The following is an 11,242-nucleotide window of genomic DNA, read 5'->3' on the forward strand; positions in this document are numbered from 1 at the left end:
CCTTTACTGGGGCTGCTTCGCAGCCCAACGCAGGGCAAGCCTGCTCGCCACAACAGCCCACTTGCGACAGACTTCTAACCGTTCTATGGCTATCGCAGGCAAGCCAGCTCCCACCTTGATCTATAAATACCGCTGCATATGCGTGGTCTGCCACACCGGGTCGGCTTCGACGTCGATCACCTCAAACCCCTGCCGCCGCCAAAAATCAATCGCACCCGGCAAAAACGGATGGGTGTGCAGGTAAACCACCTCTACCCCATCCGCCTGTGCCTTCATCTCCAATGCGCGATACAACTCCCCTGCCAAACCAAAACGGCGAAACGCCGGCAGCACAAACAGGCGCACCACCTCGACGACTTTGCGGCCCTGGTAATTCAACTGCGGGAAGCGCCCGTCATACGGCAGATAGCCGACGGCAGCCACGATTTGATCTTCAACACAGGCCAGCAGAAACTGGCCGTCACCCTTTAGGTAAACGGCCTCAAATCGCGCCAAGTCATCCGGCAGGCCCGTGGCGCTGAGTTTGGGGAAAAGCTCGGCGCGGGCCTGCAGAACAAAGGCCAGCACCTGCGGAAGGTCGGCGGCCGTCACCGTCCGAATGGTCGGGCTTTGTGCCATACAATCTCGATCGCTCCGTGTCACTTGGTATGCACGTAGCACAAAGCAGAGCCCTTCACGCCCGACGCATGGACGCTGACATGCCGCGTGGAAAAACCTGGCTTCTCGACGAACTGCTTCTCTTGCCAACTCGCGTAGATGCCGTACTGATAACCGATGGCGCCATTGGCATACCACGACACGGCCATCTTATACACGCCCTTCTCATCCGGGGCCTCCCACAGCGTCTTGTCGAGGACCGGCTTCGCCTGGTTGAACGTGCGCAGGTGGAACGTGCGCGGCCCGCCGTTGGGCTCGGTCGAACTGGACAGAAACAGCGTGTCGTCTTCGGCATCGTCTTCGGCAGCCGCCAGAATCACTGCCGGCACCCACTTCTCGCCCCGGTACTCTTTTTCGATGAACACCGTGCAGCTCAACGTGCCGTCACCTGGGGTCTTCATTTTGAATTGCCGCTCGTACTGCCCGTAGGGCACATCAAACGAGAAGTTGTATTCGGCGGCTTGAACACCTGCCACCAGCAAAAATGCCGATAGCCCTACAACTGCATGGGAAATGGTCACGTGTGCGTCCTTGCGGGAATCTGGAAATCAGGGTGTCAGAGGTTACGCGGGGTGCAGGTGAATGGCTAACCACTACAAGCGAGTACCGACTGGATTCTCGCCGATATCCACCGCCGGCTGTAAGCAAGTACGCCATCCGCCATCGCCACCGGAAAATGAATAAACCCATGGGCCGATTCCGGTAACAGATGGGCTTGTACCTCTGCCACTATGCCCCAGCGCTCGGCAATCAGCAGGGTGTCGTCTTTGAGCGGGTCCAGCTCCCCAACAAACATCAACGCAGGTGGCAGCCCTGTAAAGTCGCCAAACAACGGTGACAACGGCGGCTGCCGACGTTGCTCATCACTCAAGCCCGGCGTGAGCATGCGCAGCGCCTCGACCATGCCTGGTCCGTCCAACAACAACGTCTCGGGCCCCGCCGTGCGCACGCTCGGTGTGCCGGTCAAGTCGTATACGCCGTAGTACAGCACCGCGCCGTTTACGCGTTTGAGCAGGTCCGGCCATTGCTTAAGCGCCAGCAAGGTTGCCGCCGCCAAATGCCCACCGGCAGACTCACCCACGACGAACACCGGCAAGTCGGCAAACTCATCACTGCTGAGCAACCAGCGCGCGGCATTCAGGCAGTCCTCCATCAACCCCTCAACCGGCGTGTCCACCGCCAGCCGATAATCCACCGACACCACTGCCACGCCGCACGCCTGCACCATGCCCAGGTTGAGGTCGTCATCCATCTGTGCATTGCCGATCACCCAACCGCCGCCGTGGATATCCAGCACCACGCCGTTGGTTTTCCCCTCGGGCCGCAGGATGCGCACGGGCACACCGGCCACTCGGCGGGTTTCAGCCGCAGGCGCTTTCTTGACCTTTTGACTGACTCGCAGCAACGCCTGGATCAAACGCGGCGTGACGCGATTGCGGATTTTAAAACGCGGCAGCCAGGCCAGCTTTTTATTGAACTGGCGCATCTGGACTAATTCAGCCTCGCTCGCGGGCCAGCGTTTATGAGCCATCAGCGGTTATTACGCAAAATCGAGAAATTCAACGCCGCCGCTACGCTCAGCCACGCCAGGTAAGGGAACAGGATCAAGCCGGTGATCAAGTCCAGCCGCAACGCCATCACCACCAACGCTGCCACTACCAGCCACAGCAGCACGATCACCACCATCCCGGCCAAGAGGTTGTGAGCCCCGAAAAACACCGGCGTCCACAGCGTGTTCAGCGCAATCTGCGCCGCCCACAGGCCCAGGGCCAATTGGCTGCCAGGAATCATCGTCAGGCGATAGCCCGCCCAGGCGAGCAGCAGGTAGATGACGGTCCATGCCACCGGAAACAGCCAATTGGGTGGAGTGAAGCCGGGCTTGACCAGGGTTTCGTACCACTGGCCGGGCTTGAAAATGATGCCGGTACTGGCGGCGGCGCCGCAGGCGATGAGGAAAATAAGGAAGATCATGGGCTGTCCTGGGCTGAAATCAGCGGTGATGGGTGGGAGGCCTTGTTCCCTGCCATTTCAATGACTCAAACACACGGGCATAAATTCCATCCAGCGCGGCAATTTGCACAAACCAGCGCCTCTTCTTCGCGTCATCAAAATCGACTAGGGTGCCTCTACGCCTTAATCCGTTTGCCGTCATTGGGATGCTGCGCCTTGAACCTCTCCACTGTTGACCACCGCGCCAGCCCCTGGTCGGTATTCCTGATTTTCCTGCGCCTTGGGCTCACGTCATTCGGTGGTCCGGTGGCGCATCTGGGTTACTTTCGCAACGAGTTCGTCACCCGGCGGCGCTGGCTGAGTGAGCGCACTTATGCGGACCTTGTAGCACTGTGCCAATTCCTCCCCGGCCCGGCCAGCAGCCAGGTGGGCATTGCGCTGGGTCTGTCACGGGCGGGCTACGGCGGCGCGCTGGCGGCGTGGCTGGGGTTTACCCTGCCGTCGGCCGTGGTGCTGATCCTGTTTGCAATGGGTATTGCCCAACACAGCGCGGCCATCCCGTCCGGCGTGCTGCACGGCCTTAAAGTCGTGGCGGTCGCCGTCGTCGCGCAAGCCGTGTGGGGCATGGCGCGCAACCTGTGCACCGACGCAACGCGCATCACTGTGATGCTGATCGCCGCCTGCATAGCCCTGCTGCAAACCTCGGCCTGGGGCCAGGTGGGTGTTATAGCCGCAGCGGCACTGGCCGGCCTGCTCTGGCTCAATACCCCGCCGCCGACCACCCACGACGCGCTGCCCATCACCCTCAGCCGTCGAACCGGGGCAATGTGGCTGGCGTTGTTCCTGGTATTACTGACGGGCCTGCCGCTGCTGGCGCAGTTCACAACCCGCCAAGACGTGGCCGTGATCGACGCGTTCTACCGCACCGGTGCACTCGTGTTCGGTGGCGGCCACGTTGTGCTGCCGCTATTGCAAGCGGAGGTCGTGCCGACACTCTGGGTGAGCAACGACGTATTCCTGGCCGGCTACGGGGCGGCGCAAGCCATGCCCGGTCCCCTGTTCACCTTCGCCGCATTCCTTGGCGCGTCGATGCAACAGCCCCCCACCGGTTGGCCTGGCGGTTTGCTCTGCCTGCTGGCGATCTTTGCGCCCTCGTTTTTGCTGGTGATGGGCGCAATGCCCTTCTGGGAAAGCCTGCGCCGCAGCCCGCGCACCCAAGCGGCTCTCGCGGGCGTGAATGCTGCGGTGGTTGGCCTGTTGCTGGCAGCGCTGTACCAACCGGTGTGGACCAGCGCTATCTTCAGCGCCCGGGACTTCGGTCTGGCCCTGATTGCCCTGGTGGCGTTGATGGTGTGGAAATTACCCCCGTGGCTGGTGGTGCTGGGCAGCGCCGGGCTCGGATGGCTGCTCAGCCTCGGCCCGGCATAACCTCAGGCGCCACGATCGTGAGCCAAGGCCAGCGCGCCTGATAACTCCGGGCCTTGGCGGCGAACAACTCAGGCTCGCGGTGCAGCGGGTTAATGCGCAACACGCCCTGCTCCACATCCGCTAACCCATAGGGCGCATACACCTCGCCCGTGTCGATCTCCAGCCCGATGCAGGTGCCGGCCACCAGGTAACGGTCCACGCCCTGTTTAGCCGAGTGCAACTGTGGGTAGGGCCGACCAAAGCGCTCGCTGTACCAAAGGTGCACCCGCGCCTGGTTCTTGACCTCGACATTGACGCCCAAATCCTCAAATAACCTTTCGGCGGTGCGGATCACTTTGTCCTCCGCTTCGTAGGACAGATCCGTATCGAAGTAAAAGACGTCGTAGTCCTTTACGCCCTGAGCCGCAGGCAAGTTTGACTGATGGTTCCAGACGGCCTGGAACAGGCAGCCCGCCGTGAGCATGCACTGCTCCACACCAAGGTCGGGCAGGCGCGCGGTGATTTCGGCGTTGATGGGGTTGGCCATGGCCAGTTCGAGCAGGGTGTTGACGGTCAATGTCATGTTTAATCCTTGTGTGTTCAAGGTGGCTCAAGTCACCGAACCTACACGACGGCGGGGAGGGTTTCGTGACAGCAATGTTTCTATACACTTTGCCCGCCCGCCACCAATCGTCAAGGATAAAACGATGCGAACCAGAGAAATGGCCCTCATCACCGCCGCCGCTTTGCTGCTCACCGCCTGCAGCGACAGCCCGTCGGACACCGACATTCAAGCCGCGCTGCAACCCAGGCTCGAAGGCGCGTCCTGCGTGAAGGCGGCGATGTTCAACCGCTTCCCGGTGACCTTGAGTGACAGCGTCATGAGCGGCACCTCCAGCGCCAACCAGCCGGCCTTCGATGCGCTGACCGACGCCGGCCTGCTGACCAAAAGCGCCAACACCTACAGCCTCACCGACAACGGCCGCGCCGCCTATGTGCAGCAAGAGTCCGGGTTCTGCTACGCCCAGGGCTATGAAATCGCCAAGATCCAGAACATCGCCGCCAACCCCAACCCGATGGGCGCCGCCGTGGATAAATCCTGGGTGGTGACCGTGGACATTCGCCAGAAAACCATCGCCGACTGGGCCAACACCCCGGCGATTGAAAAACTGGCCCGTAACCCGGAAAACCTCTCCGAAGTGCCCAAGACCTACACCGTGGTGGTGGGCCGCTTGAAGGGTGAGCAAACGCTGAAGCTGATCGACCCAAGGTTTTCGATCATGCGTGGGGTTGGGGTGAACCAGGCGTTCTGAGTGGTGAGCAGTACTGTTGTGGAAAGCGGGTTCGTTGTGGCAAGCAGGCTTGTTGTGGAAAGCAGGCTTGTTGTGGAAAGCAGGCTTGTTGTGGAAAGCAGGCTTGTTGTGGCGAGCAGGCTTGCCCTGCGCTGGAGTGCGCAGCGCTCCCAACCCAGCCACCGCGGTCCAAAAGGGAAACCCAGTCGCCTGTTCTTGGGGCCGCTTCGCAGCCCAACGCAGGGCAAGCCTGCTCGCCACAAGGGAGTGTGCAAACCACAGGGAATGGTGAACAAGCCCGCACCACCTTGCTCCATTGCCTACGCGTGCGTCAGAATCCGCCGGCTTGTGTGCTGAGGTGGCCGTCTCTAAGGTGGCTCGGTCGCTGAATGTTCAGTGATCGGGTTTAGTAGCCCTCGGTTTAACCTAACAAGTGCACAAGCTTCATCCGTCAGACATTGCGTCTGTGCTTGATGGTGGCTGTGCGTAGGGCGTCCTCGGACGCGCCGGTTTTGTTAGGTTCCACCGGTCTACTAACCTGCGTACAGCTACCGCCTTTTCGTTTAGTAGCGATGGGGTTGTAGCCCAAGCAAGGAACTTAACAATGGCTAATGACACAACAGACTCAACCACCCTCTTCACCGTCGTCCCCGACGCCAACACCGAAACCCTCATCACCAACAGCTACGAAACCTTCACCAGCGTCAGCACACTACTGCTCGACCTGTCCGAAGACCTGTGCGGCAAACACCGCGACGTCGCCCTGGCCATCCACCAACTGAGCGAACTGGGCGTGCTGCTCACGGCCAAATTGCTCGACCGTGAAGCACCTTGCCCTGGCTGATAAACAGCCCACGGCAGCGCCGCTGATGGCGCTGCCTTCAATTAACCCCAGGGAACGAATCAACGTACTGAATAGTGAAGTCTGGAAAGGAGTCAACAATCTGGATCTTGTAGTCGGGGAAGCTCTCGACTGTTTTCCACTTGCCGGCCGAGTCGGGAAAACTACTCACCTGTTTTACCTTAAGGTCAGGGAAACTGTTTACCACCTTGACCTTATAGTCCGGGAAGCTACTGACGAACTTGATGTTGCCGTAAATCTTCGACACATCAACAGTCGTATCAGCTTGAGCGCCGAAGGCACACGCCAGCAGCAATGACGCGAGAGCAACTTTAAACATGACAGCCTCATCCTGAGCAATAAAAGGCGCCCAGTCTAACGCCCTGCGCGCGCAACTTCCTGTAGTGCCGGGCTCTTAACCCTTCAACTCACCCGCACGATTACTCGCCGCATCGTCATAAGCCACATACAAGGATTCGGCGATCTGGCTTTTGATGGCTTTGGTGGATTCCAGGCCCAACACAAATCCTTCGGCTTTGCCGCCAGCGCGGTTGAGTTCTTCGTGGGTGGAAGCGCCGGTGATGGCATCAAGGAGTTTGGTGGCGTGAGGGCCAACGCCTTTTGGGAGGGAGATTTGGTCGATGGACATGGCGATACCTTGATAAAAAAATGATCGGGAGCGCATGGACCACTGCCGGGGGGTGCCATGGTAGACCGGTTAGCGTGGAAAGGGGCTGATTTCGGCCAGAAGCGGCCCGTCAGAAGGAGTAGCCTGCCTGCCAAATCAGACTGGAATAGGGCATGAGATCCGCTATAGTTACACCTCGCTTGGCTTGTTCAATCGGGGTAACTCGAATGTCAACACAGCGGTGCAATTCTCCTCCTACAACGAGCTCGCATAGAGCATTGAGGATTAATTTATGGGAAAAACAACTAAATTCGACCACGACAAGTCCTACAAAGTTATTGCATTCCAAGCCGTCAACGAGATATTGGAAGAGATTGAGAGGGCAAAGATTTTAGATGGGACATATCCGAAGTTCACTGTAATCATAGAGGGATCGAGCGTCAAAACCTTCGAAGTACCGCAGTCTAACGTGCCTGAAATTATTGAGGTGTTGAAGCTTAGCTCTGCGGGCCAGGATGATTAAGCGGCGATGTCGAGCTTTCAGATGGAGCGTAGCGTTAAGGTTGAAGTAGCTTTAGCGCTGGCGACAAGGTCTTGCGCTGAACTGTCGCTTGAGATTGCTATAATCGAGTATGGCGATTTGCTTAAATCCACCGTTTGCACACTTACCGATAGGTACGGAAAGTTGTACGTGGGGAAAGGTAAAGGGATTGGTCACCAGTCGACGGCTTCTGCGCTGTTTGAAGCCATCGAGCATTATCAGTATGAGCTTGATCGGGTTATTAGGCGCTCGTATATTGCACCACTCGATCGCTCCAGCTCCGATGCAGCGTTCTATTTTGGTAGCCCAAGATTAGAGCTCTATCCTGAAATTGACGATGTACCATTAAGTCGAATTCACTTCGAAGGCCTGAGTGATAGCCAGGCTATTGAATATCCAGCATTTTTGACGCATCCGAAGTTTCTTTCAGAAAACTCGATTGAAGAGGCTTTCCTCGGGAGCGCCCGCTTGAGGCGTTACAGCACTAACTCCGGCACGGCCAGCGGTGTGAGCAAGAGCGAAGCCATTCTTCATGGTTTGCTGGAGCTCATTGAACGAGACGCTCTCAGTACAAAACTTCTACGTACTGTCTTCAAGGCTAATGCAGACCCCGTGCGCATAATAGATATCGACACACTGCCACAGGAGTTAAAGGAAATTTGCATGTTGGCGGAGAACGAGGCCCGGGCGACGCTCAGACTATACGACATGACCAGCGATATCGGAATCCCGGCGTGTCTTGCAGAGATCCGACAGCTGGAACCGCCGTATGAAACATATTTCGGCAGCGGCTCGTCTCTTTCGGTGGCCTATGGCATCGAGAGAGCTGTTCTTGAGGCCGTGCAGGGATTCCACGTTTATAGCTTCGAAATGGATCGCGCGCCGTTGGCGCGAGAGCTTCATGGTCAGCGGCTGACCAAGTATCAGCGGTGTCTTCTTGAGTACGGAATCTTTAGCTATCGAGGTGGCTCGGTGTCAGTTGTCGCTGTTGATCTGATGAAGCATGACCGCAGCGAGCTCTGCGATACCCTAGAGGGGCAGACAAGCTATGTAATTGAAAGGTTGTCCTCTGTAGGAGTAACAGCCTACTCGCGAACCCTCCACGACAGTACGGTGTGCGTGACACAAGTTGTAGCTCCCTCTTTGGAGCGATTTTTCTTGGTATCGGAGGGCTTGATACTTGCTCCAGGTGGCCGGGGCGCTCTAGCGCTCGAAAGCATGTGAAGCACCGGGCTCTTGAGGTAGTAAATAAACTCTCCCCAGAGTGCGTACTTGCTTTTGTCTGTGTCAGGCATTGACGATTGACAGTCATCGACCAGGAGCGATCAGTTGTCAGCACCAATAGCTACCGGTGACGAGGAGCAGGGCTCAAAACCGTAGACTGGTCGTAGACACCGACTCGATAACTCCGTAATGTGCGCAGAAGTCACACCCCGTTGCCTCCCCGTAATATGTCGAATTTGCTAGCACGACACTCACGTACATCAAGGATGTGAAGCAAGAACAACAAGCGGCATTAGAAAAAAATGACGCAAAAGTTTACTCATCTAATCGCCAAATTAACAGTAGAGTCAAATGCAAAATTACTGGGCACCCAAAAAAATTATCGGCTTTTTCGGTATTGTTTTTACTTTTATGTCGGCAACTACAAGCTATGTAGGTGCAAGCAGTCCAATCTTAATACTAAACGAAAATCAAATTCTTTATCTATTTTCAACTTCAGCACAAGTTTTAGCCGGGGTCTATGGATTAACTCTCACGGGCTTCATATTTTTCCGCAACGAGCTAAGTCGTGAAGAGATTGAAGATGAAACTTTGGTTGAGGCTGTAGAGAGCCTTAAAAGTAGATATTTCACTTTATTGCTATTTGTAACTCTGTCTTCCGTCGTTACCTTGCTACTCTCAAACCTGGCTATATCATACGAGGGTGCGGGAACATCGCTTAGTACGATAATTATAAATTCAGCTCAGTCCGCATTTGTAATGACATTACTGGCTGTGACCTATTTTATTTTTGAAGTCATATCTCCCAAACGAATTGAAAGAGAAAGCAGGAAGCTTCAAAGTCAGGTGGACCCTTCAATAGAGGGAGCGAACAAAGGAAGCCTTGAAGAGTTCTTGAAAAACTATAATCAAATCGAGGAAATTATCGCCAAGTACGGATCAATATATCAAACAACATCTTCAATAAAATACACCAATCGACCTCGCCGACACGTTTCCAATGCAAAACTAACCGAAATGCTTTTCCGAAACCAAAAAATTAGCGAGTCGCTATATAGAGAAATCCGGAATCTAATAACTCTTCGCAACTCGATAATTCATGGTGCGGAACCGGTTGTCAGTGATCACGTTGTGATCAACTCCTCAACTATTTTGAGTGAGCTACAGAAAGAACTGGAACTAGGTAATTGACGACCAGCGGGTATTTAAAGTCGTCTCTTCGCTCAATAGGGATGGCCTAAAGCCAGACCCTACCAAATCCGTGCCTGCAATTGGCCCAATGCAGCCTTTACGTCAGGCAGCGTTCGGCCAGAAGCGGACGATTTTGGACGGTATCGCTAAACCAAACGTTAGGGCTAAAGTGAAGTCAGCTTTTACTGAAAGGCCTGGCCGTCTACTTCAGTGCGCTCATTGCGCTGGGGGCGTAGCATGCAACTCAAGTTTGGAACGGGAAAGCTGTGCTGTCTGCGTCAAGAAAAATAAATTACGAAGATGATCATATTTCGAGTTATCCTGCGATCTCTTGGAAAAACGGACACTCTCACATGCTGGCCGAACCAATTGTTTTAATACTTTTGGTTTCTGTTGCTGTGCTTTTCTTTGACCTAATTAAAATATATATTTCCATGGGATTGTGGCTCTCTGCACCACCCTTATCTGCAGCGTAACGGGCTACTATTTTTCAAGCAAAAATAGCGGCCGTGGCAATATCTCAACTAACAGCTCAAAGTATTCGCCTCGCTCACCTCGGCGGACTAAAGCCCTCCCCTTAAAGAACTTTAGGCAATATGTGCTCATGAAGGCAAATATGTTCGACATAATTAATACAAACGATTGGCATCATGGAACGTTCGATAGAATAGACTCGTTCAACCCTTTCTCGCATTTCGGAAGTTCAGAAGCTGCAAAAGAGAGACTGGATAGTAAAAGACTCGCCGAAAATATACCCGGTAAAGCTCAAGATAAAATTTACAGGTGTACTATAACCGTATCTCCCAATGAAGTTCTTTCGATTTGTACAGACTGGGGATCGAATAGAGCGCAATCACTTGCAGTTGCGTTGAAGGATTGTTTTCCAAATGTCCCGGAATATAAAAAAGCATGGGAAAACATAAGAGATTGTCAAGATTCCAAGGAAACCTCAGAGAAGCGTAAGCGTCAGGCAAATGAGTATGGATTCCCCATGCTCGAAAAACTGCTGCTTAGTCAAGGTTACAAGGTGATAATCTATAAAAACGAGGTTGAACATACCGGAAGCTATAGCTTAGTGATCATTGATCCAAATGTAATTAAAATTCTCTAAGTATAAGTACCTAACCAGTGGTTCAAGCGGGGGGGGGGGGTAAGGATCAGGCCGCTATTATTAAATGTGGTCTGACCCCGTGTATGCTCTTTGTGCGTCCGCCTTTGGCCGGTTAGCGACGGCCTGACTTCGACCGTCGCTATGCATGATCAAACCTCAGTCTGTTCCGCCATCTCCAGTGCGTCATCGACCTCAATACCCAGATATCGAACAGTGCTCTCCAGCTTCGCATGGCCGAGCAGCAACTTAACCGCCCGTAGGTTCTTCGTTCTACGATAGATTAGTGATGCCTTCGTACGTCTCATTGTGTGAGTGCCATACATGGCTGGATCAAGGCCTACGGCTTTCACCCAGCCTTTGACGATACGAGCGTATTGACGAGTGGATAGATGGTCTGAGG

The 11,242-nt window shown here is 54.9% G+C and carries 15 protein-coding genes; 7 read left to right on the forward strand and 8 right to left on the reverse strand.

Going from position 1 to position 11,242, the window contains the following annotated elements; all coding sequences use genetic code 11:
* Positions 1 to 120 precede the first annotated feature (120 nt).
* The 4 genes from GIW28_RS29750 to tspO form a co-directional block, all read right to left on the reverse strand.
* On the reverse strand, positions 121 to 618 hold the full coding sequence (locus GIW28_RS29750) for a GNAT family N-acetyltransferase (protein ID WP_017136902.1): 498 nt from the start codon (positions 616 to 618) through the stop codon (positions 121 to 123).
* A gap of 20 nt (positions 619 to 638) precedes the next feature.
* The gene (locus GIW28_RS29755) at positions 639 to 1,178 is read right to left on the reverse strand and encodes a hypothetical protein (protein ID WP_176992079.1); all 540 of its coding nucleotides are present in this window, start codon (positions 1,176 to 1,178) and stop codon (positions 639 to 641) included.
* A 65-nt stretch (positions 1,179 to 1,243) separates the two neighbouring features.
* Positions 1,244 to 2,188 carry an alpha/beta hydrolase gene (locus GIW28_RS29760; RefSeq protein WP_236447841.1) on the reverse strand — a complete coding sequence of 315 codons (945 nt, stop codon included), beginning with the start codon at positions 2,186 to 2,188 and terminating at the stop codon, positions 1,244 to 1,246.
* Positions 2,188 to 2,628 (reverse strand): tryptophan-rich sensory protein TspO, encoded by a 441-nt coding sequence (gene tspO, locus GIW28_RS29765; RefSeq protein WP_138451968.1) that lies wholly within the window; start codon positions 2,626 to 2,628, stop codon positions 2,188 to 2,190. The genes GIW28_RS29760 and tspO overlap by 1 nt, the downstream gene beginning before the upstream one ends.
* Before the next feature lie 195 nt (positions 2,629 to 2,823).
* Here tspO and chrA point away from each other — a divergent pair, with 195 nt between their 5' ends.
* Positions 2,824 to 4,035: a chromate efflux transporter gene (gene chrA, locus GIW28_RS29770; protein WP_177034794.1), complete on the forward strand. Its 1,212-nt coding sequence runs from the start codon at positions 2,824 to 2,826 to the stop codon at positions 4,033 to 4,035.
* Here the strand turns inward: chrA and GIW28_RS29775 are convergent.
* Positions 4,016 to 4,597, reverse strand: coding sequence for a nucleotidyltransferase family protein (locus GIW28_RS29775; protein WP_177034793.1), 582 nt, complete (start codon positions 4,595 to 4,597; stop codon positions 4,016 to 4,018). The two genes, chrA and GIW28_RS29775, sit on opposite strands and share 20 nt — an antisense overlap.
* A 124-nt stretch (positions 4,598 to 4,721) precedes the next feature.
* Here GIW28_RS29775 and GIW28_RS29780 point away from each other — a divergent pair, with 124 nt between their 5' ends.
* Complete coding sequence (locus GIW28_RS29780) at positions 4,722 to 5,327, forward strand: hypothetical protein (RefSeq protein ID WP_186617547.1); 606 nt, start codon at positions 4,722 to 4,724, stop codon at positions 5,325 to 5,327.
* Between the two features lie 583 nt (positions 5,328 to 5,910).
* Positions 5,911 to 6,150, forward strand: a complete 240-nt coding sequence (locus GIW28_RS29785; RefSeq protein WP_236448039.1) for a DUF6124 family protein — start codon at positions 5,911 to 5,913, stop codon at positions 6,148 to 6,150.
* A gap of 37 nt (positions 6,151 to 6,187) precedes the next feature.
* Here the strand turns inward: GIW28_RS29785 and GIW28_RS29790 are convergent, their stop codons facing one another.
* Positions 6,188 to 6,487 carry a hypothetical protein gene (locus GIW28_RS29790; RefSeq protein WP_017136894.1) on the reverse strand — a complete coding sequence of 100 codons (300 nt, stop codon included), beginning with the start codon at positions 6,485 to 6,487 and terminating at the stop codon, positions 6,188 to 6,190.
* A 75-nt stretch (positions 6,488 to 6,562) separates the two neighbouring features.
* Entirely contained in the window at positions 6,563 to 6,796 is a 234-nt protein-coding gene (locus GIW28_RS29795; RefSeq protein WP_236448038.1) for a hypothetical protein, read from the reverse strand.
* Positions 6,797 to 7,067: 271 nt separating this feature from the next.
* Here GIW28_RS29795 and GIW28_RS29800 point away from each other — a divergent pair, with 271 nt between their 5' ends.
* From GIW28_RS29800 to GIW28_RS29815, 4 genes are all read left to right on the forward strand, one after another.
* The gene (locus GIW28_RS29800; protein WP_236448037.1) at positions 7,068 to 7,298 is read left to right on the forward strand and encodes a hypothetical protein; all 231 of its coding nucleotides are present in this window, start codon (positions 7,068 to 7,070) and stop codon (positions 7,296 to 7,298) included.
* A gap of 6 nt (positions 7,299 to 7,304) precedes the next feature.
* Entirely contained in the window at positions 7,305 to 8,540 is a 1,236-nt protein-coding gene (locus GIW28_RS29805; RefSeq protein ID WP_236448036.1) for a YcaO-like family protein, read from the forward strand.
* Between the two features lie 351 nt (positions 8,541 to 8,891).
* Entirely contained in the window at positions 8,892 to 9,731 is an 840-nt protein-coding gene (locus GIW28_RS29810; RefSeq protein WP_236448035.1) for a hypothetical protein, read from the forward strand.
* 616 nt (positions 9,732 to 10,347) lie between these two features.
* A complete protein-coding gene (locus GIW28_RS29815; RefSeq protein ID WP_236448034.1) occupies positions 10,348 to 10,842 on the forward strand; it encodes a hypothetical protein in 495 nt (164 codons plus the stop codon).
* Positions 10,843 to 10,991: 149 nt separating this feature from the next.
* Here the strand turns inward: GIW28_RS29815 and GIW28_RS29820 are convergent.
* On the reverse strand, positions 10,992 to 11,242 hold a 251-nt coding region (locus GIW28_RS29820; protein ID WP_236448033.1), incomplete at its 5' end, for a tyrosine-type recombinase/integrase.

Source organism: Pseudomonas sp. PA-5-4B (assembly GCF_021606215.1).
In the GTDB taxonomy this organism is placed as follows: domain Bacteria; phylum Pseudomonadota; class Gammaproteobacteria; order Pseudomonadales; family Pseudomonadaceae; genus Aquipseudomonas; species Aquipseudomonas edaphica.